Below are 24749 nucleotides of genomic sequence, written 5' to 3'. Positions count from 1 at the left end.
GTGGGTGGGTCGGTGGCGCCGGTGGCCGTGCCCGGCGGCTGGCCGGGGATGGCGCCGGAGCGGATCGCCCGGCTCACCGCCGGGTCAGGGTGGGTTGGCGGGCCCATGCTGACCAGGCGCAGGAAGAGCTCCTGGGCGGTCGGGCGCTCCGCGGGATCCTTGCGCATCGCGTGCTCGACGATCGGGCGCAGCGCGGGGCCGAGGCCCTCCAGGTTCGGCTCGAGGTGGACGACCCGGTACAGCTGCACCGGGGTCGGGCCGTCGCCGAAGGGCAGCACGCCGCTGCTGGCATAGGTGACCAGGCCGCCCCAGGCGAAGATGTCCGCCGCGGCCGTCACCGGCCGGCCGTTGGCCTGTTCGGGGGCCATGAACGCCGGTGTGCCGATCCGCTGGATGTCGTGGCTGAGCACGCCGTGAGCGTCGGTCGCCCTGGCGATGCCGAAGTCGATGACACGCGGGCCGAGCGACGAGAGGATGACGTTCGACGGCTTGAGGTCGCGGTGTACGAGCCCGGCGCCGTGGATCGCGGTGAGCGCGGCGGCGACGCTGACGGCCAGCCGTTCCAGGTCGCCGGTACGCAGCGGGCCGCCGGCGAGCACGGCATGGGTCAGCGTCAGCCCGTCGATGTACTCGGTGACCAGGTAGGGCGGGCCATCCGGCGGGTCGACGACCTCGAGCACCTCCGCGGTGCAGAACCGGGCGACCCGGCGGGCCACGTCGGCCTCGCGCAGGAACCGCTCCCGGAACTCCGGCAGCCGGGCCAGGTCGGCCCGAATCATCTTGATCGCGACCAGGCGCAGGTCGCCCTCGATGCCATTCGGCCCGATCTTCGCCGCCCCGCCGGCCGCCGCCCCGGCCGCTGTGGCGTCTCCAGCCGCGGTGTCGCCGGGAGCGGTGTCGCCGGGGGTCGGGCGGCCGTCACGGAGGGGGCCGATGCCCAGGTAGACGGTTCCCATCCCGCCCTCGCCGAGCCGGCCGATCAGCTGGTAGCTACCCAGCTCCTCGGGGTCGTCGGCGGAAAGCGGGTCGGCGGCGACGGCGCCCAGCGGATGCGTCGGGTGGGTCGGGAGGGTGAGTCCGTGGTGCGAGCCGACCGCCAGCGCCTGCTGGCCGGGCAGGCTCGCGGGCACGAGCGGGAAGGCGAGCGCCTGGTGCTGGTTGTGCCGCACAGACCACCCCCGACCTAGCCGGCAGCCCTCTCCCGACAGGTCCCCAGTCTGCGGCCCCACCCGCGACGCCGTGGCGTCACAATCCCGTTGCCGTTGGTAGTTCCTGTTTGTGGCCTCGCCTCGGGATCAGCCGCGGCGGTGGCGATGCGCACCGGGGCGACGGGGGATGGACATCGTCTGCTCCGACTCGCTCGGCGGGTGGTCGGGACCGAGCCTGGACTGACCGCCCAAACCGACCGGGCCGGCGCTGAACCAGTCGTGACCACCCGTCGGACCGTCGACACCGGTGGTGTCGCCGTCGCCCCCGACCGTCGCGAGCGCGAGCGTCCCGCCCTGGCTACTCCGGCTACCCCGGCCGTCCTGGTCGTCGCGCTCGCCCGGGTCGCGCGGCACCGGGCGGATCGCGAAGACCACCGACCAGACGACGGTCGCCAGCAGCGCCAGCGCGCACAGGCCGAGCACGATCTCGACCGCGAGCTTGGGCCACGGCGACCAGGCCAGCAGGTTGGCGAGGCCGGCGCGGGGGCCGCCGCCCGGCCCCTCCCACCAGCGGCGGAACAGCAGCTGGCCGGCCAGGCCCTGCATCGCGAGCGCCGCGGCGAGCGTCAGCGGCGGGGCGAACCGGGAGAACCTGCCAGTCGAGGCGGCCCCCGCGCCGACCGCCACGGCGAGCGACGCGATCCCGGCGAACAGGTACCGGCCGGAGATGCCGCTGACGTAGTACGTCCGGTGGAAGTGCAGGCCGGACTGCAGCGTCATCAACGCGAACAGACCCGCCGTTGGCCACACCATGAGCAGCAGGTCGACCCGTCGGGCCGCGCCGCGCGCCTGGGCGATCCCGGTGGCGATGAGCGCTGCGATCACCGCGGTGCCGATCCGGGCGGCCAGCTCCGGCACATGCGCCTCGAACCAGCCGAAGTCGCCCCACCAGCGCAGGATCGTGCCGTTGACCAGTACGTCGGCGTACTCGCCCCAGCCGGACAGTTTGCTGCCGGGGGTGAACCCGGGCGTCGACGGCTGGAAGGCGTGGTAGCGGACGATGTTGACGACGAACCACCAGGCGCCGAAGGCGACCGCCGCCGCCGAGCCGACCAGCAGCGGTCGCCACGGGAAGCGGGCGGCGCCTGTCGGCACGGCCGGCCCGGTCGCCGCCTCGGCGAGCAGGAACGGGGTGGAGTCCGCGGCCCCGCGCCGCCCGCCCACACCCGCGCCGAGCCCGCCGGAGCCGGAGCCGAGCCCGCCGGAGGCGAGCCCGCCCGCGCCGGGGCCGAAGTCGCCAGTGGCGGAGCCACGGCCGTCCGGGCCTGGCCTGGGACCGGCCGTGTCGGCACCAGCACCAGCGCCAGCACCAGCACCAGCGCCGGCACCGGCTGTCCGGGTCAGGATCTTGCGGGCGCGCCGCCAGGCCAGCAGGTAGGCCACGACCGCCATCGGGACGAACACGACGCCCAACGACTTCGACAGCATGGCGGCGCCGATGAACGCGCCCAGCCAGCAGGCCGTGCGCATCGAGGTGTCGCCGCGCAGCACGTAGCACAGCGTGAGGGTCGCCAGCGCCCCGGTGAGCACCAGCAGGGCGTCGTTGTTCACGCTCGAGCCGATGTGGGTGAGCATCGGCACCGCCAGCGGTACCAGCGCGGCGACCCGGCCGGCCACCCGGCTCTCGGTGAGCCGGTCCGCGCTCGCCCAGGCGAGCAGCGGCAGCGGCGCGACCATCAGCACGCTCATCAGGCGCAGCAGGCCGATGACGAGGTCGAACCGCAGGTCCTGCGGCGCGCCCGGCGGCAGCTTCACCAGCGCCGCGCCGGCGAGGTAGTAGAGCGGCGGGTGCTGCATCATCTGCTGCACGTCGGGTGCCGGCTGACCGGCCCTGGCCAGCTCTCCCCACTCGGGCCGGTCCGTGCGCGCGGGCGCGTCGGCCGCCGTGAACGGCCCGACGGCGAGCTCGCGCGGCTTGTCCCGGGCACCGTATGGCGCGGTGGCGATCGAGCCGACCGTCTCGGGCGAGACGAGGGCGTGCCCCACGGGCGGCCAGCCCTTGCCCTCGGCCAGCCGCATGACGGCGTCGACATGGTGCGGCTCGTCCGGCGCGTGGTACTGCGGCACCAGCACCGACCAGGTGCCCAGCAGCAGGGCGAACGCGGCGGTGATCAGCCAGACGGGCGCCGGCGCGGAGCGCAGCACCCGCCAGGGGCGGAACCGCACCTCGGGCGGCAGCAACTGGCGGGCGTCGGCGACAGCCGTACGCCGGCCTTCCACAACAGTGGGCACAGTGAAAGACCCCCCGGGCGATGGACGCCTGTCATCGTAGGGGTTCAACCGTGCGCCGCCAGCGCTGGATGTACATGATTGGCCCAATTCAAGCGCGGAGTCGGTCCGCGGGCGTGCTTAGGACCGCGGGCGTGCTTAGGACCAAGCGTCGGCGGTACCGACGACCTTCGCGGGCGAGCCGGCGACGATCGCCTTGGCCGGGACGTCCCGGGTCACCACGGCTCCGGCGGCGACGATCGCGCCCTCGCCGATGGTCACGCCCTTCAGCACGATCGCACCGGTGCCGATCCAGACGTGGTCCTCGATCACGACCGGCGCGCTCTGTGGCTGCTGCACGCCGTCGATGACGATCGGGTGGAAGTCGTTGTCCATGATCTGGGTGTTCCACGAGATCGTGCAGTGCTCGCCGATGGAGACCCGGTCGCGGACGAGGATGTTCGCGAAGCCGTTGATGTTCACCCCGTGGCCCAGCTGCAGCAACCCGGAGTCGACGACCACCCGCACACCGCGCTGCAGCGAGACGACGCCCTCGCAGCGCAGCCGGCCCTCGGGATGCACCCGCACGACGGACGAGTCGTGCCTGGTGGAGAGGCCGAACGAGCCGAGCCCGACCCGCATCACCCCGCCCGGGCTGAACTCGAAACGCTCGTGGCCCTCGATGATCGTGCGCGAGCCCGTCCAGATCGGCTTGCCGTAGGCCAGCGGGTAACGCAGCCCGGCGACGAACGCCAGCGCCGACGTCTCCCGGCCCGCGTGCAGGGCACGGACATGCCGGACGTACTCGCGAAGATCGCTCCTGAACGCACCCACGGCATATCAGACTAGGCGCCGCCGCCGGGTCCATCCGCACCGGGGCCACACCGGCCTGGCCGCGCGGCGGCCGTCGTCACCGATCCGGCACCAGGCGGGGCGTGCGCGGAGCCTGACGACGGAGGCGCGCAGCTCGTCACATAACGTGTCCACAGGCCGCCCACCGTCTGAGCTTGCGCCACACCGTGTCACCCTGAAGAGCGCAACAGCCACCGGCGGCGTGACCATGTCCGCCCGCGGGTCCGGTGGCCGAGGCCGCTCAAGTTCCGCACGCGACCGGGAGTCAGACCGACGTGAGTGTCAGCGCCATCCGCCAGCCCCACCCACCGGACGCGTCCATGCTCACCGCGCCCGGCGAAGACGAACGGTTCTCGGCCCAGCGAGACGCGCCGTACGTGACGATCGTCCTGCCTTGTTACAACGAGCAGGACCACGTCGTCATGGAGCTCGAGCGGATCACCAGGGCGATGGACGCCAGCCGCTACAGCTACGAGCTGCTGGTGATCGACGACAAGTCGACCGACAGCACCCTCGCGGTGCTGTACGAGGTGGCGTCCCGGTACCCGAAGATGCGGCTGATGCCGTTCCGCCGTAACGGCGGCTCCGGCACCGCGCGCCGGATCGGCACGCGCGACGCCCGCGGCCAGATCGTCGTGTGGACCGACGCCGACATGACCTACCCGAACGAGCGGATCCCCGAGTTCATCAAGTACCTCGACGACCACCAGGACGTCGACCAGGTCGTCGGGGCCCGGCTCACCGAGGAGGGCACCCACAAGTGGGCCCGGGTGCCGGCGAAGTGGTTCATCCGCATGGTCGCGCAGCGGCTGTCCGGCATGAAGATCCCCGACCTGAACTCGGGCCTGCGCGCGTTCCGCCGCGAGGTGTCGCTGCCGTACCTGCGGCTGCTGCCTCCCGGCTTCTCCTGCGTCACCACGATCACGATGGCGTTCCTGTCCAACCAGCACCCGGTGGACTACATCCCGATCGACTACGCGAAGCGGTCCGGGAAGTCGAAGTTCCACCCGTTCCGGGACGCGCGCCGCTACATCCTGCAGGTCCTGCGGATGGTCATGTACTTCGACCCGATCAAGGTCCTCATGCCGGTGGCACTGTGGATCATGGGTCTTGGCTTCGTGAAGCTGATCTACGACGTCATCCGGTACAACTTCCACGTCACGACGTCGACGATGCTGGCGATCCTGGTCGGCTTCCAGATCGCGGCGCTCGCGTTGATCGGCGACCTGGTGGCCCGCTCCCGTGGCAGCTCCTGAGCCCGTAGGCCGCCGTCGGCGCGTCACGATCGTCGGGCCGACCCACCCGTACAAGGGCGGGATCGCGCAGCACACCACGGAGCTCGCCCACCGGCTGGCCGTGCGGGGCCACGACGTGCGGATCGAGTCGTGGTGTGATCAGTACCCGGCCCGGCTCTACCCCGGGCAGCAGCGCGTCGACGCGCCCGAGATGGAGCCGTTCCCGGCCACCGGCTACCCGTTGTCGTGGCGGCGGCCGGATGGCTGGGTGCGGCTCGGCCGGCGGCTGCGCGCCACCGCCGACGTGGTCATCGTCGTCGTGGTCACCCCGATCCAGGCCCCCGCCTATCTGGGCATCCTCTCCGGCCTGGGCCGGTCCCTGTCGCGGTCGCGGACCGGCACCCAAGCCGGCACGCGCGCCCGCCTGGGCGGGCGCCGCCGCGCTGGCGCGCCGGCCGGGCCGGCGGTGCTCGCGCTCTGTCACAACGTGCTGCCGCATGAGCGCCGGCCGGTCGACGAGCCGCTGATCAGGGCCGTGTTGCGCCGCGCGGACGCCGTCCTCGTCCACACCGACGCCGAGGCGACCCGCGCCGCCGCCCTGACCGGCGCACCCGTGCGCGTCGCCGCGATGGCTCCCCACCTGTGGGCCACGCCGACCCGCCGGGTGCACCAGCACGCCGCCGGGACGGTGGGCGCCGCCGCGACCCCCGCCGCCCCCGCGACCCCCGCCGCCCCCGCCGCCTCCGCCGCCTCCGCCGCCTCCGGTGGCCGGGTGCCGCGGCGGCGGCTGCTGTTCTTTGGGCTGGTGCGTCCCTACAAGGGGCTCGACGTGCTGCTGCGGGCCCTCGCGTCCGGGCCGCCGGACATCGCGCTCACGGTCGCGGGCGAGTTCTGGGGCGGGACGGACGAGACCAGGGCGCTCATCGCCGAGCTGGGGCTCACCGACCGGGTCGAGTTGCGCCCCGGGTACGTCGACGCGGCCGACGTGCCCGCGCTGTTCGACGCCGCCGACGCGCTGGTGCTGCCCTACCGGGCCGGTACCGCGTCGCAGAACGTCGACCTCGCGCACCTGCATGGCCTGCCGGTCGTCGCGACCTCGGTCGGCACCCTGCCGGCGGCCGTCGCCGACGGGGTGGACGGCCTGCTGGTCCCGCCGGAGGACCCCGGGGCACTGGCCGTGGCGCTGCGCCGCCTCTATGAGCCCGGGGTGCTCGCGGCGCTGGCCGCCAAGGTGCGCCCGCCGGACACCGCCGGCGGCTGGGAGCGCTACCTGGACGTCCTGGCGGACGCGGTCGAGGCCGAGGTCGAGGTCGAGGTCGAGCGATCCGAGCGAGGGTAGCCAGGGTAAAGAGCACAATAGGTAAGCGTTAGGAAGCTGTCCGTACTCTCACGCACTGTGAGAGCGACGACACGCACTGCGCCGATACGTCAGACCAGACCCCGCCGAACCAGGACGCGTCCCGCCGAGGCGCGTGGGCGCCAGCTGCGCTACTCCGAGATCGAGCCCCGCTCGCTCGACGAGTTCACCCGCCGCCGCAAGGCTCGCAAGCTCATCGCGGTGCTGGCCCACTTCCTCGGCCGCGACCAGGCCGGGCCACGGGCACTCGCCGGGCTGCGGGTGCTCGACGTCGGCTGCTCCGCCGGCTTCATCTGCGACGAGCTCGCCGCCGCCGGCGCCGACGTGACCGGCGTCGACATCGACGTCGCCGGCCTGCGCCGCGCCAGGGCGCGGTTCGCCAGGCGCGCCTGGTTCGTCCAGGCCGACGGGCTCTCCCTGCCGCTGGCGACCGGCTCCTTCGACGTCGTCGTCATGAACCACATCTACGAGCACGTCGTCGACGCCGACGTGCTCGCGGCGGAGGTGCGTCGCGTGCTCGCGCCGGACGGCATCGCCTACCTCGGCCTCGGCAACAGGCTCGGCATCATGGAGCCGCACCACCGCCTGCCGCTGCTGTCCTGGCTGCCCCGGGGGCTCGCCGACAGCTACCTGCGGGCCGCCGGCCGCGGTGAGCACTACTACGAGCGCTACCGCACCCGCGCCGGCCTGCGCCGGATGCTCGCCACCGCCGGCCTGCGCGCCTGGGACTACACGGTCCCGGTGCTGTTCGCCCCCGACCACTTCCACGCCGAGGCCGACGTGCCGCGCCTTCCGGGCCCGCTGCGCCGACTGCCCCTGCGCGGCAAGGTGGTGGACCAGTTGCCGGTGACCGCGCGCGCCTGGCTCGCGCGCGCCGCGCTGCCGCTCGCCCCGACCTACCTGTGGGTCGCCACGCCCGGCCCGCGGCACCCCGCCGGCGGCCCGCTGCCCATTCCGCCGCGCCCGGTCGACGCCTCCCGCCTGTCCCGAACGTTCGGGGTCTCCTAGGCTTTCGGGGCTCCCTGGGCTGCCGCCTCTTCGGCGCAGGTCGGCGAACGGCGGACTCGCCGGAAGCACCCGACACGTGCGCCCGTGGTGGCAAAGGGCAGACTGGAGGGCATGAACTCGCTGCGCGACGACGCCTTGGCGTACTTCGGGCACCAGGTGCACGTGATGCGCCGCCGGGAGGTTTCCACCCTGCTTCGCTGGGCGGGCGACCTGCGCGGGCGCACCCTGCTCGACGTCGCCGGCGGGGACGGCTACTGGGCCGGCCAGGCCATCCGCCGCGGCGCGCGCGCCGTCTGCCTGGACCTCGCGCGGCACAAGCTGGAGTTCGGCGGGCGGCTGCGCGGCCATCCGGGGCTGATCGAGGGCGACGCGCTCGCGCTGCCGTTCGCGGACGGCTCCTTCGACGTCGTCATGTCCGTCTGCGCGATCGAGCACTTCGACGACGGCGCGGCCGCGCTGGCCGAGATGGCGCGCGTGCTGCGCCCCGGTGGCGACCTGGTGATGTCCGCCGACGCGCTGACCAGGGCCGAACGCTGGCCGGCGATGCTCGCGCGGCACCGGCAGCGTTACCACGTCAAGCACACCTATCCCGCGGACGTGCTGACCAAGCTGCTGGACGCCGCCGGCCTGGACGTCGTCGAGCAGACGCACATGTTCCGGTCGGAGCGCGCCGAGCGGTTCTACCTGACGCTGTCGAGCAAGGGCGGCCGGGCCGGCTGGAACGCCGCAGCTCCGCTGTCCCCGCTGGTAGCGCTGGACGACCGGCGCACCCCCGACGACGGCGGCAGCGTGGTCCTGACCCATGCCCGTCGCCGTGGCTGAGCGCGGGATGGCGAGACACCCGGCGACCATCGCGGCCGGCCGCCGGTGAAGGCGCAGCGGGCACTGGCCGTCCTGCTCACCGTTGGCCTGTTCGGCTTGATGATCTTTGGTATGGGCGCCCTGTTCGCGCTGTTCGACCACCGAACGTGGGGCTACGTCGCCGGCGCGCTCGCCTGCGCGGTGATGGTCGGTGCCGGGGTGAACGCCTCCCGTCACCCCGAGGGGACGGCGGGGCCAGGCGGCCCCGGCGGCCCCGGCCGACAGGCTGACGCCCGCCGCCAGCCGGCCGCGCGCCGCCCGGCCGGCACCGGCCGGGGCGGTGGCTCAGGCGGTTCCGGTGGCTCAGGTGGTTCCGGGCGGTCCTCCGGACGTTCCGGCGGGTCCAGTCGGCCGGGCGGATCCGGTCGGCCGGGCCGCTCCGGGCGTCGCTGAGAGGGGCCGGGCCCGTGCGGGTGGGTTTCCTGGTCGAGCAGCTGTTCGCGCCGGTGCCGGGCGGCACCGGCCGCTACACGGCCGAGCTCGTCGCCGCCCTGGCCCGCACCGCCGCGCCGGGTGACGGCGTCACCAGCTGGTGCGCGTTGCGCCCCGAACATCGTCCGACGGCTCGCCTCACGCGCCTCGGCGGCGCCGCCGCCAGCAGGCTGACCGGCGGCCGGCTCCCGGGCGGGCAGGCGCCGACGGCCGACGCGGCCATCCCCGGGGTGCTCGGCCCGCTACGGCTTCCAGCGGGGCGCAGGGCGCTCGCGGCCGCCTGGGCGCGCGGCGTCGGGCCGGCACCGACCGGCGTCGACGTCGTGCACGCCCCGACGCTGCTGCTCCCGCCTCGGCGGAAGGGCACGGCGCTGGTGGTCACGATCCACGACGCCGTCCCGTGGACCCACCCCCGCACGCTCACTCCGCACGGCGCCCGCTGGCACCAGGAGATGGGGGAGCGCGCCGCTCGCACCGCCGACGCGATCGTCGTCCCCACGCTCGCCGTCGCCGAGGACCTGCGCTCCTTCCTGCGGGTGCCCGAGGAACGGCTGCACGTCGTCGGCGAGGGCATCGCCGAGGCCGTGCTGCGCGTCGGCCCGGACGCCGACGCGCGGGCCCGCCGGCTCGGCCTGCCGCCCAGCGGCTACCTGCTGACGTTGGCCACCCTGGAGCCGCGCAAGGGGCTGGAAGTGGCGCTGGCGGCCCTGGGAATGCTCACCGGCCCCGCAGTCCAGCTGCCGCTGTTGCACGTCGGCCAGCCGGGCTGGGGCGGGCTGGACATCGATGTGGAGGCGAAGAAGCTCGGCGTGCCGATCGGGCGGTTCCGCTCGCTTGGCCGGATCGACGACGCCGACCTCGCGGTGGTGCTGTCGCGCGCGACGATTCTGGTCGTTCCGTCGCGTTCGGAGGGCTTTGGTCTGCCCGTCGTCGAGGCGATGGCGCACGGGGTGCCGGTCGTCGTCTCGGACGTGCCCGCGCTTGTCGAGGTCGCGGGCCCGGCGGGGACGGTCGTGCCGGTGGACGACCCGCAGGCGATCGCCGCCGCCGTGATCCGGATCGCCGGCGATGCGGCGCTGCGCGCCCGGTTGTCGCGCCTTGGGCATGAACGGGCGCAGCACTTTAGCTGGATTGAGGCAGCGCGCGCGTGCTGGGCGCTCTACCGTCGAGTCAATGGTTCCCCGGCCATGTCCGTCGCCGATGACGGGCGGGCGTAGTGTTGCCCCGGTCGCATGCACCGTCCAAAAATTCGGGGGACGTTCCCCGGCGTGGGCGGAGCGGACGGCCATAGATGCGGGCCTATGGGGCGCGACAAGGTGCTGCGCGCTCCCCACAGGCCTGACCCGATTCGGACAGACGAGAGACAGGCAGCACGTCTCGGTGGAAGGAGCGCCGTGGGACCCCGGGTGCTCGTCGACGCCACCTCGGTCCCAGCGGACCGTGGCGGCGTCGGGCGCTATGTCGATGGGCTGGTGGCGGCTCTTGGCGCGGCCGGCGCCGATCTGGCGCTGGTGTGCCAACGGTCGGACGAAGAAAGATACAGCCGGTTGGCGCCGGACGCCACCGTTCTGTCCGGGCCGGCCGCGATCGCGCACCGGCCCGCTCGGCTCGCCTGGGAACAGACCGGCCTACCGCTGGTGGCCGAGCAGGTCGCCGCGGATGTGATCCACTCGCCGCACTACACGATGCCGCTGCGCGCGCAGCGGCCGGTGTGCGTGACGATCCACGACGTCACGTTCTTCACCGAGCCGGAGATGCACACCGCCGTCAAGGGGACGTTCTTCCGCTCGGCGATGCGCACCGCGGTGCGCAAGGCCGACCGGATCATCGTGCCGTCCAAGGCCACCCGCGACGAGCTGGTCCGCGTCCTCGACGGTGAGTCGACCACGACCGACGTCGCATACCACGGCGTCGACACGGCGACCTTCCACCCGCCGACGGACGAGGACAAGAGCCGCGTCCGGATGCGCCTCGGCCTCGGCGGCCGCCGCTACGTCGCCTTCCTGGGCATGCTCGAACCCCGCAAGAACGTGCCCAACCTCATCCGTGCCTGGGCCGAGGCGGTGCACTGGCGTGACGAGCCGCCGGCCCTGGTGCTCGCGGGCGGCTCCGGCTGGGACGACGAGGTGGACGCCGCCATCGCCGCCGTGCCGAGCCACCTGCGCGTGCTGCGGCCCGGCTACCTGCGCTTCTCCGACCTGCCGGGCTACCTGGGCGGCTCGGAGCTGGTCGCCTACCCGTCGCACGGCGAGGGGTTCGGCCTGCCGGTGCTGGAGGCGATGGCCTGCGGCGCCCCGGTGCTCACCACCCCCCGGCTCTCGCTGCCGGAGGTCGGCGGCGACGCCGTCGCCTACACCCAGCCGGACGTCGACTCGATCGCCCGTGAGCTCGGGTCGCTGCTCGACGACGCCGACCGGCGGGCCCAGCTCGCCGTCGCGGGCCTCGCCCGCGCCCGCGAGTTCACCTGGGCGGCCAGCGCCGACGCCCACCTGGCCAGCTACGCCCGCGCCGTCGCCGAGGCATAGGGTCGGTTCGCCCAGGCCCGGTCGGTCGCCGAGGCCTGGTCGCCGTGGCCCAGGACGGGGCGCCTGACCCAGCCAGCAGGTGGATGGGCCGGGCGCGTTACCGTCTTTGGGACGGGGTGGGCAGAGCAGGAAGAGGCTTGTTGGTGAGTGTTGAGCCGGAGATCCGGGTTGTCGTCGTGACCTTCCGGTCCGGTGAGGTCATCGGGAGCTTCCTGGACACGCTGGCCAAGGCGACGGCGCGCAGCTACGAGGTCGTCATCGTCGACAACTCGCCCGAGCTGGACGCGGCCACCGCCGCGGCCGCCCGGCGGCCCGAGGCGCGCCTCGTCCGGCCGGGGCGCAACCTCGGCTACGGTGCCGCCGCCAACCGCGGCGCGGCCGGCGCCCGCGGGAGCTGGATCGTCGTCTCCAACGCCGACATCGCCTTCACCCCGGGCTCGCTGGACGAACTGGTCGACGCCGCCGCGCGCTGGCCGCGCGGCGGCTCGTTCGGCCCGGGCATCGTCACCCCGGACGGCGCGCTCTACCCGTCCGCCCGCGCCCTGCCCTCGCTCGGCCGGGGCGCCGGGCACGCGCTGTTCGGCTGGTTCTGGCCGACGAACCCGTGGACGGCGTCCTACCGGCGTGAGCGCGGCGCGCCGGAGGAGATGACCACCGGCTGGCTGTCCGGCTCGGTCCAGCTGCTGCGCCGGGAGGCGTTCGAGGCGGTCGCCGGCTTCGACGAGTCGTACTTCATGTTCATGGAGGACGTCGACCTCGACCGCAGGCTGGGGCTGGCCGACTGGAGTTGCGTCTACGTGCCGAGCGCGGTCGTCGAGCACCTGGGCGGCCACTCCACGAAGCGCACGTCGCGGCGGATGGTCGTCGCCCACCACCGCAGCATGGTGCGCTACCTGTGCCGCCAGTACGCCGGGCCGGCGTACCTGCCGCTGCGGGTGCTGCTCACGGCTGGCCTGGGCGCTCGGCTCCTGCTCGCACTGGCGTTCGCCAAGGACAGCGCCGGCGCCCGCGCCACCCGTTCCGCCGAACTGCTCACCACCGGCGAGCCGGACGGCGCGCGCCCGGCCGGGCCGTGAGGCCCGGGATGGCTGTGCGGTCCGGGATGGCTGTGCGGTCGGTTTCTTGACGGTTTGGCCAGGTCCTGCCAGCCGAGTTCGATCGAGCGCGGCCTCCGGTTCGGATGATCTCCGCGCCGTTGCCTCAGCGTGGTCGGTAAAATTCGTAGGGCAACGATATTTCGGTGCGCGAGTTCATGCTGTGGCCGATGAACCTCCTACGGCTACCAGGTTTCGTTTTGGGGGCGATCGGCTCCTCTTGGACGGGTGGCAGCATCTCCCTGCTGGGCGTCTGGAAAACTGACGGACATGGACGCAGTGATGCTGGTGGGGGGCAAGGGCACCCGGCTTCGGCCGTTGACGATGTCCGCCCCCAAGCCGATGCTTCCGGTCGCCGGGGTGCCCGTCACCGCGCACATGCTCGCCCGCGCGCGCGACGCCGGGATCGACCGTGTTGTGCTTGCCACGTCGTACAAGGCCGAGGTCTTCGAGGAGTACTTCGGCGACGGCTCGGCGCACGGCCTGGAGCTGGCGTACGTGACCGAGACCGAGCCGCTGGGCACCGGCGGCGCGATCCGCAACGTGGCCGGTCTTCTGCGCTCCGCCCCGGGCGACCCGGTGGTCATCTTCAACGGTGACATCCTGTCCGGCCTCGACATCCAGGCGCTCATCGCCCGGCACACCGACAGTGGCGCCGCGGTCACCCTGCACCTCACCGAGGTCGAGGACCCGCGCGCGTTCGGCGTCGTGCCGACCGACGAGCACGGCCGGGTGACGGAGTTCCTGGAGAAGACCCCCGACCCGCCGACCAACCTGATCAACGCCGGCTGCTACGTGTTCCGGCGCTCGGTGATCGACGACATCCCCGCCGGGCGGCCGGTGTCGGTCGAGCGGGAGACGTTCCCCGGCCTGCTGGCGGCCGGCGTGCCGATCGCGGCCTACCCGGACAGCACCTACTGGCTGGACCTGGGCACCCCGGCCGCCTTCGTGCGCGGCTCCCGTGACCTGGTGCAGGGCCGGATCGCGTCCTCCGCCCTGCCCGGGGCGGTCGGCGAGTCTCTGGTGCTCGGCGGGGCGACCGTCGCCGCCGACGCGAAGCTGCTCGGCGGCGCCACCATCGGCGCGGGCGCCGTGGTGGGCAGCGGTGCGACGGTGGACGGCGCGGTGCTCTTCGACGGCGCTACCGTCGGCGCCGGGGCCATGGTCCGCGACTCGGTGGTCGGCCGGGACGCGGTGGTCTGCGATGGCGTCGTGCTGGACGGCGTCGTCGTCGGCGACGGCGCCCGCATCGAGGCGGGTAACGAGCTGCGCGCCGGCGTGCGGGTCTTCCCCGGCAGCGTCCTGCCGTCCGGCTGCGTCCGCTTCAGCTCCGACCAGGGCTAAGGCCGCCCGTGGCGGTTGGCGAGCGCTCAGCGTCCGTCACCGCCGCGGCACGCGGGGTCTGTGCCGTGTCCTGGCGGCCTCCGTCCACGCGAGGCTCCGCCATCATCGCGTGGACTTTGGTCTATGCCGTGTCCTGGCGGCCTCCGTCCACGCGAGGCTCCGCCATCATCGCGTGGACTTTGGTCTAGCGCGGGTCGAGGCGGAAGACGCGCAGGACGCGGCCGCCGCCGAGCGAGGGGTCGTTCATCTTCGCGTAGGCGGCGTAGCCGGGCCAGAAGGTGGTCAGCCGAGGCCAGGCCTCGTCGCGCTCCGCGCCGTCGACGAGACGGGCCCGCAGCTCGCGCCGCTTCCCCTTGTGCACCACGGCGACATCCGGGTGCGCCAGCAGGTTCGCCGTCCAGGCCGGGTGCCCAGACCGGCCGTAGTTGCTGCCGACCAGCCAGAAGCCGTCGCCGTCGGGCATCGTCGCCAGCGGCGTGCGCCGAGGCTGACCGGTCCGCGCCCCGGTGTGTTCCAGCATCACCATCGGCAGCATCATCTGCCCGATCATCAGCCGTCCACCGCTGACCTTGTGCAGCGCCCGGTCGATCGGCGGCACGATCGACGGCCCGAACCGCTGAAACAGTGGATTCAGTGAAAACCGCTGCGCAAGACGTCCTGTCCGGGTTTCCGGCCCGATCTTCATAGCGCGAATGGTAACGACTCGGGTCCGGCTGGCGGCCGGGCAGCGGCCCCACCCCGCCAGTCGGCCTCCGGACAAGCGCCACACACGGGATCAGGCTCGCCGCCAGTCGTGCTGGCGGGGCCGCGATTCGACGATCGGCCGCTTGGAAGCAACACGGTTCGGCACACGGCGGCACTCACGTAGCCGGCCGGTACTAGCCTTGCCAGACGTGAAGGTGACGGCTCTGGCTGGGGGCATCGGCGGCGCGCGGTTCCTGCGTGGGGTGCAGGCGGCGCTCCCGGATGCGGACATAACCGTGATCGGCAACACCGGCGACGACATCATCCTGCATCGACTGAACATCAGCCCCGACCTCGACACGGTGATGTACACCCTCGGCGGCGGCATCTCGGCCGAACGGGGCTGGGGACGCGAGGACGAGACCTTCACCGTGCGGGCCGAGCTCGCCGAGTACGGCGTCGGCCCCGCCTGGTTCGGCCTCGGCGACCGGGACCTCGCCACCCATCTGGTCCGCACCCAGATGCTCGCCGCAGGCTTCCCGCTGTCCGACGTCACCGCGGCGCTCTGCCAGCGCTGGCGGCCCGGCGTCCGGCTGATACCCATGAGCGACGACCGGGTGGAGACGCACGTCGTCATCACCGACGAGGCGGGCCGACGAGCCATCCACTTCCAGGAGTGGTGGCTGCGGCTGCGCGCCGAGGTGCCGGCCGAGGCGATCGTCTCGGTGGGAGCGGCGGACGCGAAGCCGGCACCCGGCGTGCTCGACGCGCTGGCCGAGGCGGACGTCGTGCTGCTGCCGCCGTCGAACCCCGTGGTCTCGATCGGCTCGATCCTGTCGGTGCCCGGCATTCGGGACGCGCTGCGGGAGACGCCGGCCCCGGTCGTCGGGGTGTCGCCCATCATCGGCGGGAGCCCGGTGCGCGGGATGGCGGACGCCTGCCTGCGCGCGATCGGCGTCGAGACATCCGCCGAGGCCGTCGGGCGCCACTATGGGGCCCGGCGGGCCGGCGAGGGCACCCCACCGGGCTCGGCCGACGGCCTGCTCGACGGCTGGCTGGTCGACACCGTCGATGCCGGCGTGACCGTGCCGGGGGCCCGGGTGGCGGCGTACCCGCTGCTGATGACCGACCTGGACGCGACGGTCGCGATCGTGCGCGCCGCGCTGGAGCTGGCCGGTGTCTAGCACGCGGGCGGGCGCCGTCGACCCGGAGCGGAGCGGGTTGCGGATCATGCCGGTGCCGGGCATCGGCGAGATCCGCCCGGGTGACGACCTGGCGGCCGCGATCGCCACCGCCGTGGCCGCCGCCGGGATCGTGCTCGTCGACGGCGACGTGCTCGTCGTCACCTCGAAGATCGTCTCGAAGGCGGAGGGCCGGATCGTCCGGGTGACGGGTGACCGGGAGGCCGCTCGCCTCGCCGCCGTCGAGGCCGAGACCGTCCGCGACGTCGCCAGCCGCGGTCCCACCAGGATCGTCGAGACCAGCCATGGCTTCGTGCTGGCCGCGGCCGGGGTGGACGCCTCGAACATCTCCAAGGACAGCCTCGCCCTGCTGCCGCTCGACGCCGACGAGAGCGCGCGGCGGCTGCGCGCCGGGCTCGCCGCCCGTACCGGCGCCGAGGTGGCCGTCGTCGTGAGTGACACCGCCGGCCGGCCCTGGCGGCGTGGCGTGGTCGACCAGGCGATCGGGCTGGCCGGGATGGCGGCGCTGCGCAGCCACATCGGCGACGTCGACGGCTACGGCAACGAGCTCGGGATGACCGAGGTCGCCGAGGCCGACCAGCTCGCCGCGGCGGCGGAGCTGGTGAAGGGCAAGCTGACCGGCACCCCGGTCGCGCTGGTGCGTGGCTTCGCGGCCGTGCCGGACGACGGGCGGGGCGTGCGGTCGGTCGTCCGCCCGCCGGCCGAGGACCTGTTCCGGCTCGGCACCCTCGAGGCCCGGCGGGCGGCGCTGACCGAGCGGCGCACCGTCCGGGCGTTCACCGACGCCCCGGTGGACCCGGCGGCGATCGAGCGGGCCGTCGCGGCGGCCGTGACGGCCCCGGCGCCGCATCACACCACCCCGTGGCGGTTCGTCGTCGTGGCCGAGCGGCGGGCCGAGCTGCTCGCCGAGATGCGGGCCGCCTGGGCCGACGACCTGCGCCGCGACGGCTTCGACGAGGCGGCCGTCACCCGTCGGCTGCGCCGCGGCGACGTGCTGGCCGCCGCCCCGGTGCTGGTGGTGCCCCTGATCACCGACGATGGCGCGCACGCCTACCCGGATGCCCGCCGGGCCGGGGCGGAGGAACGGATGTTCACCGTCGCCGGCGGCGCCGGGGTGCAGAACTTCCTGGTGGCACTGGCGACGGAGGGGCTCGGCTCGGCGTGGGTGTCGAGCACGATCTTCTGCGCCGAGGTGGTCCGCCGGGTGCTCGACCTGCCGGCGGGCTGGTCTCCGCTGGGCGCCGTGGCCGTCGGGCACCCGGCCGCGCCGGCCGCGCCACGGCCGGCGCGAGACGCTGGAACCTTCCTCCTCCACCGCTGACATTTGGCAGTTCGTAGGATTCGACCGTGGCTAAGAAGACCGCCGAGCGCAACGCCCGCCTCGAGGCGCTGCGCCGCGAGCAGAAGCGCAAGGAACGCCGACGCGCCATCCTCATCTACGGCACGGCCGGCACCCTCGCGGTGGTGCTGCTTGCCGTGGTCCTCACCCTCACGATCTCGAGCAACCACAAGGCGGCGGCCACCCACAAGGTGGGCTACGTGGCCGCGGCCTCCGCGGCGGCGAAGGCGGCCAGCTGCACGGGCGTGCTCAACCAGGCCCAGCAGGGCCAGACGCACGTGACCGCCGACCAGACCGTCAACTACAAGCAGACCCCGCCGTCGTCCGGCAACCACGACGGTGACCCGCTGCCGGACGCGATCCGCTTCTACAACCCGAACTCGGGCATCCGCATCGAGCGGGCGGTGCACAACATGGAGCACGGCTTCGTGATCGGCTGGTACGACTCCAAGCTGCCGAGCGACCAGATCACCCAGCTGAAGAACATCGCGACCGCCGCCGGCAGCCGGTTCATCGCGGTCCCGTGGACCCGGTCGGTCTTCGCCGACAACCAGCACTTCGTGCTCACCGCCTGGGACCGCACCCAGCGCTGCGGCACGGTCTCCTCGGACGCCGTCTTCGAGTTCGTGAAGAAGTACTCCAACCCGGGCCTGGACGGCGCCACCTGGGACTCGCCGACAGCGCCCGAGTCCGGCGCCTCCGGCGGCACGCTCGACGTCACCGAGGACGGCCCCATCGCCGCCCTCAACGGTGCCAACACCCAGATCCCGTCGGCATCGCCGACGATGGGCGGCACCAGCCCCTGATCCAGATCGTTTCTCTGATCGTCTCGAAGCGCCTCGCGACCCTGGGTCGCGAGGCGCTTCTGGCTGTGGCGGCTGTGGCGCGTCCGTCGGTCATCCCGGGGACAACGGCCTCCGGGTGTGCGAAAGAAGATCATTTTCGCACGCCCTTTGGCCCTTTAGACGGCGAGCGCGGCTAGCAGGTAGCGGACGAGGAAGCTGGTCGGGCGGGTGGGCGCCGGGTTGGCGAGGCCGCCCTCGATCGTCGCGACGACGGCGTCGGCCGCGGTCTCCTGGTCGGGCGCCGGCACCAGATGGGCGACGGCGGCCAGCGCCAGCCCGTGCAGCCATTCGTGCAGCCGCTCGTGGTACTCCATCACCGGCGGGGCATGTGGTGCTCGCTCGGCCACGCAGGGGTGCAGCGTGCGGCGGCGCTCGACCGAGTCCAGCGCGGCGAACAGCCGGTCGGCCGGCTCGCCCGGCAGCTGGCCGATCCGGTCGATCTCCCCGTCGAGCAGCCGGTTGAGCACGGCCGCGAATGCGTGGTCCTTGGTGCGGAAGTACCAGTACACGGAGCCCGGCTCGATGCCGGCGGCACGCGCGATCTCCGCCACCGACGTTCCGGCGAAGCCGCGGGCGAGGAACTGTTCCTCAGCGACGGCGAGGAGCGCGTCAATCCGTTCCTCGCGCGGGACCTCCTGGCGGTTACGTGGCACCCGATCAGGGTAACGACACCCAGCCCGGGCAGAGGCCGTATATGGAGAGTGCCGCGTGCCTGTCCGTCCGGGCCTGCGCGAGTTGACGTGGACGCCGGAGGTCGGTTGTACGCGCTGGCTGGCGGCTCGACCCGGTTGGGCCGGTTGGGCTGCTTTGCCATTGTGGTCACAATCCTCTTGATTCTTCCCCGAGAGACCTGTGAAAGTGGAGCTGAATCCAACAGTCATGTCGGCGCGGCTCCACCGATCTCCACTGGAACGACCCGGGCCAGTGCCCGCCATGGGCCCACCCGGGCTCGGTGGGTGAGCGACACCATCACGACTCTTCGCGGCAGTGGGGCCGGCGCCGGGTTCGCTGAAGGGATTGCCATGTCCGAGAGCCGGAACGCCAGGACCAGTAACTCCAGCACCGCCAGTAGCTCCAGCACCGCCAACAGCGGCGCGAAGAGCCTCGACTCCCTGTCGGCATCCATGAACCGCGCCCTGGCTGGCGCCCGCGCCCCCCAGGTGGCCGCGGAGCGTCGGGAGCAGATCCACCGCGACCTTTCCGACGCCGGAGGCCGGCGCGCCGCGGCCCGCAGCGCCGCCGTGGCCGCGAGACGGCGGACCAACTTCCTGCTCGGCACCCTCGACGGCCTGCGCCGCGGTGCCGGCGCGCCCGCGAGAGCCCGCGACGCCGGCCGCTCGCCCGCCTAGCCCAGCACCGCGGCGCGTATGGGCTGCTCGCGCGCCGGGGTGTCCCGGTGCTGTTCTCTGGCGCGGGCGCCGGTGTGTGTTGCACAGTCCTGACCGCACCCGACGCCTCGGCGGCGCCCGCCCGGCCACCCGCCGGTGCTGGGCGCGGCCGACCGAGCGGGCCGTTCGATCATCAGGTGGACGCATTGACCAGTACCGGTTCCTCCTCTCGTACCGACGCCCTGCCGGCCCTCCATGTCGGCTCGCCGGAACCGCCGCCGCCCGCGTCCGCGCTGCGCCGGGCGCTGCGCCGGGCGCGGGACGGGGCGACGCTGGACGTCGTGGAGGCGGCGGTGCTACTCGCCGCCCGGGGGGAGGACCTGCGCGACCTGGCGGCCTCCGCGGCCCGGGTCCGCGACGCCGGGCTCGCGTCGGCCGGCCGTCCCGGGGTGGTCACGTACTCGCCGAAGGTGTTCATCCCGCTCACCCGGCTGTGTCGGGACCGTTGCCACTACTGCACGTTCGCGACGGTCCCGCACCGGCTTCCCGCGGCCTACCTCGAGATCGAGGAGGTCCTCGAGATCGCGCGCGCCGGCGCGGCGGCCGGCTGCGCCGAGGCGCTGTTCACGCTGGGCGACCGGCCGGAGGACCGCTGGCCGGCGGCCAGGGAGTGGCTCGACGAGCGGGGCTACGACTCCACCCTGGCCTACCTGCGGGCCGCCGCGGTCGCGGTGCTGGAGGAGACCGGCCTGCTGCCGCACCTGAACCCGGGGGTGCTCAGCTGGGCCGAGCTCGCCCGGCTCAAGCCGGTCGCCCCGTCGATGGGGATGATGCTCGAGACGACCGCCCGCCGGCTGTTCACCGAGCAGGGCGGCCCGCACTTCGGCTCCCCGGACAAGGACCCGGACGTCCGGCTGCGGGTGCTGGAGGATGCCGGGCGGCTCAACATCCCGTTCACCACCGGCCTGCTGCTCGGCATCGGCGAGAACAGGACCGAGCGGGCTGAGACGATCTTCGCGCTGCGCCGCGTCTCCCGGGCCTACGGCTCGATCCAGGAGGTGATCGTCCAGAACTTCCGGGCCAAGGACGACACCGCGATGCGTGGCGAGCCGGACGTGGGCGCCGAGGAGCTCGCCGCGGCGGTCGCCGTCACCCGGCTGGTGCTCGGCCCCGGCGCGCGGGTGCAGGCCCCGCCGAACCTGGTCGACCCGGACGAGTGCGCGTTGCTGCTCTCCGCCGGCATCGACGACTGGGGCGGTGTCTCGCCGGTCACCCCGGACCACGTGAACCCCGAGCGGCCCTGGCCGGCGCTCGACGTCCTGCGCGCGGCCACCGGCGCGGCCGGCTTCGAGCTGCGTCCCCGGCTGACCGTCTACCCGCCGTACCAGGCCGAGCCGTGGCTCGATCCGCGGCTGGCCGCGCACGTCGGGGCGCTCGCGGGGCCGGACGGGCTGCTCGCGCCCACGGCGGCGCCCGTCGGCCTGCCCTGGCAGGAGCCGGACGGTGGCTTCGCCGACAGCAGCGGGCGGGCCGACCTGCACACCGCGATCGACTCCGCCGGCCGGGAGACCGACCGGCGGGCCGACTTCGACAGCGTGTACGGCGACTGGGCCGCGCTGCGCGCCCAGGTCAGCGCCGCCGGCACCGGCGTGGACGGCGTCGTCGGCACCGGCTCGCGCGCCGCGCCGCCGAACGGCGAGGACGCGACGTGGGCGGCGGCGAGGCCGGCGGTGACCGCCGAGGTGGGGGCTCCCGAGGTGGGGGCCGCGACCGCCCTGGAGGGGCCGGCCAGGCCGACCTCCCGGCGGGGCGACCCGGAGGTGCTGGCCGCGCTGCGGCACGCCGCCGTCGACCCGGCCGGGATCTCCGACCCGGAGGCGCTGGCGCTGTTCGGCGCGGCCGGGCCGGAGCTGGACGCGCTGTGCGCGCTCGCCGACGACCTGCGCCGCGACACCGTCGGCGACGACGTCACCTACGTCGTCAACCGCAACATCAACTTCACCAACGTCTGTTACACCGGCTGCCGGTTCTGCGCGTTCGCGCAGCGCCGCGACGACGCCGACGCGTACACGCTCTCGTTCGCCGAGGTCGGCACCCGCGCCACCGAGGCCTGGGAGGTCGGCGCCACCGAGGTGTGCGTGCAGGGCGGCATCCACCCGGATCTGCCGGGGACGGCCTACTTCGACCTCGCCCGCGAGATCAAGCGGGCCGCGCCGGGGCTGCACCTGCACGCGTTCTCGCCGATGGAGGTGATGAACGGCGTCAGCAGGACCGGCCTGTCGGTGGCCGACTGGCTGACCGCGGCCAGGGAGGCCGGCCTTGACACGATCCCCGGCACCGCGGCCGAGATCCTCGACGACGAGGTCCGCTGGGTGCTGACCAAGGGCAAGCTGCCCACCTCCGCCTGGGTGGAGGTCGTGACGACGGCGCACCGGGTCGGGCTGCGCTCGTCGGCGACGATGATGTACGGCCACGTCGACACTCCGGCGCACTGGCTCGCGCACCTGCGGCTGCTGCGCTCGATCCAGGAGGAGACCGGCGGGTTCACCGAGTTCGTCGCGCTGCCGTTCGTCCACCACAGCGCGCCCATCTACCTGGCCGGCGTCGCCCGTCCGGGGCCGACCGTCCAGGAGAACCGGGCCGTGCACGCGATGGCCAGGATCCTGCTGCACGGCGCGATCGCCAACATCCAGTGCTCGTGGGTGAAGCTCGGCACCGAGGGTTGCCGTTCCGTGCTCGCCGGCGGCGTCAACGACATCGGCGGCACGTTGATGGAGGAGACGATCAGCCGGATGGCCGGCTCCCAGCACGGCTCCCGGCGTTCCATCGAGGAGCTCGAGGAGGTGGCGGCATTGGTTGGCCGCCCGGCCAGGCAGCGGACCACCACCTATGGGGAGGTCCCGCAGGAGCGTCTGGACACGGCCAGGGCGGAGCCACGCCGCACCGCCCTTCCCCTCGTCGTCTGACAGCGGGGAACCCGGGCGGGGGCGCTCCGCGCTCCCCCCTCTGGCCACCCACCGGAGTCACTACATCCCGTAACTGACTGCCGGCTGTGCCGTGTGGTTGCAAGGTGGTCCGGGAGGGTACGCGCCTGATGCCCGTCGCTGAACGAAGTCCGATTTCCCCGCGTATATGGGGAACTACGGCTCGGTGATGGCCTGGTGATCCTGAGTGGGTCGCCACTGCTGCGCGTAACGGGGTGCCCGGAAGAGGGGACCCTCCGTCACGGCGCCCAGTGACTGTGAGCTATGGTCATGTCGCTGGTTGTAGAAGATGTTGCGCCGGTAGGGTTGACGCGGGTCGACTTCGGCACGTGTAATTACCGGCGTGTCATTCCCCCCGCCGACGGGGTCGCTTTGGTAATGGCGGCCTGGTCGGTGTGGACACCAGTTACCTGCGCGCCGGCGCCCGGGGGGTGACCGACCGCACCGCGACGGGTCTGGAGGGGTCCCTGATGGAACACACCGACGCGGGTGTCCGTACGACGCCGCCCGTGGGCCTGCGGACGCGCGCCGACGAGCACGCGCCCGACCCTGTCTTCGCGGATGTCGCACGTCCCGTCGACCATCTGACTGGCGGCCACGACATCGTGGTCGCGCCGCCCGCGCCCTCGATGGCGCAGCGGTCCAGCGTCCCGGGCATGCCGCGCCCGCCGGCGCCCAGGCCGCCGGCGGACTCGCGTGCCCGCGCAGAGCTGCGCGTGCCGGCGGCCCCTGCGACGGCCTACACCGGACGGGTCGCGCCCGAGCCTCCGGACATCCCACGCGCGCCGGGCGGCGTTCCGCGGCCCGCCCCGGTCGGTCTCGCGTACGCGGCTCCCCGCCGCGTCGACGAGTCCGCCGCGCCCAGGGACTCGTCCGGGGCCGACGCCCTGGACGCTGACGACGAGAACGTGGAAGACGTGGACGGGGAAGCCGACATCGAGGACGACGACACCGACGACACCGACACCGACACCGACGACGTACTGACCGCGGTCGGTGGCGGCGAGGTCCAGAATCCGTTCGCCGCCACCGACGGCGCCGAGCGTCCGATTCTCGCCGAGGTGATCGACATCGGGCTGGGAGACCTGCTCGGTGAGGTCATGGAATGGCAGGAGCGCGCGCTGTGCGCCCAGACCGACCCGGAGGCGTTCTTCCCCGAGAAGGGCGGCTCGACGAGGGAGGCCAAGCGCATCTGCTCCGGCTGCGAGGTCCGCGCCGAGTGCCTGGAGTACGCGCTCGCCAACGATGAGCGGTTCGGCATCTGGGGCGGCATGTCCGAGCGCGAACGGCGCAAGCAGCGCCGCCGGGCCGTCTAGCGCGGTCGCGGGTACCCGGTGGAGACCGCGGTGGGCCAGACCGGCCCGACCGAGCCTCCACCGGGCGCGGCCCGTAAGGGCGATTCGTCGCCATCGCGCCGAACCGCACGCTCGGGCGGCTTGAGCCCCTCGACCGGTTTGGGCACCCCTGCCGGCACGGACGCCGCGACCGGCACGACCGGCTCGGAGGGCTTGGGGGAGCCCTCCGGAGGGCCGGGCACGCCGCCGGTCGTCGTCGCGGTCGTGACGGTGTCCGCCGCTTCCCGAGGGCGCGGCACCGTCCTGCCGGTCCAGCGCGGACCGGCCCAGGAACCCATCCCGGCGGCCGCCCTCGCGGCGGTCGCCGGCCAGGTCCGCCCGGTGGACCGCATCGTCGCCGTTCCGGTCGCCGGCCCCTCGCCTGCCGGCGCGATCGTCCAGGCGCTGCGCCACGGCGGCGCCGCACCGCCCGACAGCGGGTTCATCTGGCTGCTCGACGAGTCCACCCGGCCCGAGCCCGACGCGCTCGACCGTCTGCTCGCCTGCGCCGTGCTCGACCCGGGGGCCGCCGTGCTCGGCCCGGTCGGCGTCACCGTGGACCGCGCCGGGCGGCGCCGGCCCGCGCCGGGCGACGCGTTCGCGGTCCGCGACGTCCTCGCCGTCGAGCGGACCGGCGCGCTGGTCCGCGCGCACGCCTGGCGGCTGCTCGACGGGCCGAACCCGCTCGCCGGCCGCGCCGACGACCTCGACCTGTGCTGGCGCGCCTGGCGCGCCGGGATGCGCGTCGTCGCCGTCCCGTCAGCCCGTCTCCTTCCACCCGCACCCGCCATACCTCCCGCGCCGCCGGTAGCGCGCGCCGCCGCCCCCGCCCCCGACGGCTTCGACGGCTTCCACGGCGCGGCTGGCCCGCCGGCCCGCGCGCGCGGCGACCACGTCGAGCGGGCGGAC

20 protein-coding genes are annotated in these 24749 nt (G+C 73.8%); 15 read left to right on the top strand and 5 right to left on the bottom strand.

Going from position 1 to position 24749, the window contains the following annotated elements:
* The 3 genes from FRCN3DRAFT_RS42025 to FRCN3DRAFT_RS0200835 all read right to left on the bottom strand — a co-directional run.
* A partial coding sequence (locus FRCN3DRAFT_RS42025) for a serine/threonine-protein kinase (protein WP_425343330.1) occupies positions 1-1046 on the bottom strand: 1046 nt, incomplete at its 3' end.
* A 249-nt stretch (positions 1047-1295) separates the two neighbouring features.
* A complete protein-coding gene (locus FRCN3DRAFT_RS42020) occupies positions 1296-3440 on the bottom strand; it encodes an ArnT family glycosyltransferase (protein WP_007518576.1) in 2145 nt (714 codons plus the stop codon).
* A 135-nt stretch (positions 3441-3575) separates the two neighbouring features.
* Positions 3576-4250: an acyltransferase gene (locus FRCN3DRAFT_RS0200835; RefSeq protein ID WP_007518578.1), complete on the bottom strand. Its 675-nt coding sequence runs from the start codon at positions 4248-4250 to the stop codon at positions 3576-3578.
* A gap of 293 nt (positions 4251-4543) precedes the next feature.
* On the opposite strand from FRCN3DRAFT_RS0200835, the gene FRCN3DRAFT_RS0200830 reads away from it, so the two are divergent.
* From FRCN3DRAFT_RS0200830 to manB, 8 genes are all read left to right on the top strand, one after another.
* Positions 4544-5524 carry a glycosyltransferase family 2 protein gene (locus FRCN3DRAFT_RS0200830; protein ID WP_007518580.1) on the top strand — a complete coding sequence of 327 codons (981 nt, stop codon included), beginning with the start codon at positions 4544-4546 and terminating at the stop codon, positions 5522-5524.
* Positions 5511-6842, top strand: a complete 1332-nt coding sequence (locus tag FRCN3DRAFT_RS0200825) for a glycosyltransferase family 4 protein (protein WP_007518581.1) — start codon at positions 5511-5513, stop codon at positions 6840-6842. The genes FRCN3DRAFT_RS0200830 and FRCN3DRAFT_RS0200825 overlap by 14 nt, the downstream gene beginning before the upstream one ends.
* A 57-nt stretch (positions 6843-6899) precedes the next feature.
* The gene (locus FRCN3DRAFT_RS0200820; protein WP_007518582.1) at positions 6900-7868 is read left to right on the top strand and encodes a class I SAM-dependent methyltransferase; all 969 of its coding nucleotides are present in this window, start codon (positions 6900-6902) and stop codon (positions 7866-7868) included.
* Positions 7869-7979: 111 nt separating this feature from the next.
* Positions 7980-8690, top strand: a complete 711-nt coding sequence (locus tag FRCN3DRAFT_RS0200815; protein ID WP_027140128.1) for a class I SAM-dependent methyltransferase — start codon at positions 7980-7982, stop codon at positions 8688-8690.
* Positions 8691-9136: 446 nt separating this feature from the next.
* Positions 9137-10378 carry a glycosyltransferase family 4 protein gene (locus FRCN3DRAFT_RS0200805; protein ID WP_007518586.1) on the top strand — a complete coding sequence of 414 codons (1242 nt, stop codon included), beginning with the start codon at positions 9137-9139 and terminating at the stop codon, positions 10376-10378.
* A gap of 177 nt (positions 10379-10555) precedes the next feature.
* On the top strand, positions 10556-11686 hold the full coding sequence (locus tag FRCN3DRAFT_RS0200800; RefSeq protein WP_007518587.1) for a glycosyltransferase family 4 protein: 1131 nt from the start codon (positions 10556-10558) through the stop codon (positions 11684-11686).
* A 143-nt stretch (positions 11687-11829) separates the two neighbouring features.
* The gene (locus FRCN3DRAFT_RS0200795; RefSeq protein WP_007518589.1) at positions 11830-12762 is read left to right on the top strand and encodes a glycosyltransferase; all 933 of its coding nucleotides are present in this window, start codon (positions 11830-11832) and stop codon (positions 12760-12762) included.
* A gap of 288 nt (positions 12763-13050) precedes the next feature.
* Positions 13051-14124, top strand: coding sequence for a mannose-1-phosphate guanylyltransferase (gene manB / locus FRCN3DRAFT_RS0200790; protein ID WP_035924174.1), 1074 nt, complete (start codon positions 13051-13053; stop codon positions 14122-14124).
* Between the two features lie 184 nt (positions 14125-14308).
* Here the strand turns inward: manB and FRCN3DRAFT_RS0200785 are convergent, their stop codons facing one another.
* Positions 14309-14809 (bottom strand): nitroreductase family deazaflavin-dependent oxidoreductase, encoded by a 501-nt coding sequence (locus FRCN3DRAFT_RS0200785; protein WP_007518592.1) that lies wholly within the window; start codon positions 14807-14809, stop codon positions 14309-14311.
* Between the two features lie 208 nt (positions 14810-15017).
* Here FRCN3DRAFT_RS0200785 and cofD point away from each other — a divergent pair, with 208 nt between their 5' ends.
* Genes cofD through FRCN3DRAFT_RS0200770 form a run of 3 tightly spaced genes read left to right on the top strand, consistent with a single transcriptional unit; the run spans position 15018 to position 18155 of the window.
* On the top strand, positions 15018-15992 hold the full coding sequence (gene cofD, locus FRCN3DRAFT_RS0200780; protein ID WP_007518594.1) for a 2-phospho-L-lactate transferase: 975 nt from the start codon (positions 15018-15020) through the stop codon (positions 15990-15992).
* On the top strand, positions 15985-17331 hold the full coding sequence (locus FRCN3DRAFT_RS0200775; RefSeq protein ID WP_007518596.1) for a coenzyme F420-0:L-glutamate ligase: 1347 nt from the start codon (positions 15985-15987) through the stop codon (positions 17329-17331). Before cofD ends, FRCN3DRAFT_RS0200775 begins: the two co-directional genes overlap by 8 nt.
* Positions 17332-17357: 26 nt before the next feature.
* On the top strand, positions 17358-18155 hold the full coding sequence (locus FRCN3DRAFT_RS0200770; RefSeq protein ID WP_007518598.1) for a thioredoxin-like domain-containing protein: 798 nt from the start codon (positions 17358-17360) through the stop codon (positions 18153-18155).
* Between the two features lie 155 nt (positions 18156-18310).
* Here FRCN3DRAFT_RS0200770 and FRCN3DRAFT_RS0200765 read toward each other — a convergent pair whose 3' ends face one another.
* The gene (locus FRCN3DRAFT_RS0200765; RefSeq protein ID WP_007518600.1) at positions 18311-18847 is read right to left on the bottom strand and encodes a TetR/AcrR family transcriptional regulator; all 537 of its coding nucleotides are present in this window, start codon (positions 18845-18847) and stop codon (positions 18311-18313) included.
* 369 nt (positions 18848-19216) lie between these two features.
* Between FRCN3DRAFT_RS0200765 and FRCN3DRAFT_RS42010 the strand changes: the two genes are divergently transcribed.
* The 4 genes from FRCN3DRAFT_RS42010 to FRCN3DRAFT_RS0200740 form a co-directional block, all read left to right on the top strand.
* The gene (locus FRCN3DRAFT_RS42010) at positions 19217-19543 is read left to right on the top strand and encodes a hypothetical protein (RefSeq protein WP_007518602.1); all 327 of its coding nucleotides are present in this window, start codon (positions 19217-19219) and stop codon (positions 19541-19543) included.
* A 185-nt stretch (positions 19544-19728) separates the two neighbouring features.
* Positions 19729-22488: a bifunctional FO biosynthesis protein CofGH gene (locus FRCN3DRAFT_RS0200755; protein WP_007518604.1), complete on the top strand. Its 2760-nt coding sequence runs from the start codon at positions 19729-19731 to the stop codon at positions 22486-22488.
* A gap of 1118 nt (positions 22489-23606) precedes the next feature.
* Positions 23607-23822: a WhiB family transcriptional regulator gene (locus FRCN3DRAFT_RS57340; RefSeq protein ID WP_198536074.1), complete on the top strand. Its 216-nt coding sequence runs from the start codon at positions 23607-23609 to the stop codon at positions 23820-23822.
* Positions 23823-23942: 120 nt separating this feature from the next.
* Positions 23943-24749: glycosyltransferase family 2 protein (locus FRCN3DRAFT_RS0200740; RefSeq protein ID WP_232793877.1), on the top strand; the 807-nt coding region annotated here is incomplete at its 3' end.

The sequence above is a fragment of the Pseudofrankia saprophytica genome (assembly GCF_000235425.2).
GTDB lineage: Bacteria > Actinomycetota > Actinomycetes > Frankiales > Frankiaceae > Pseudofrankia > Pseudofrankia saprophytica.
Note: the sequence above shows the minus strand (reverse complement) of the source record. Positions and strands in the feature narration are given on the sequence as shown.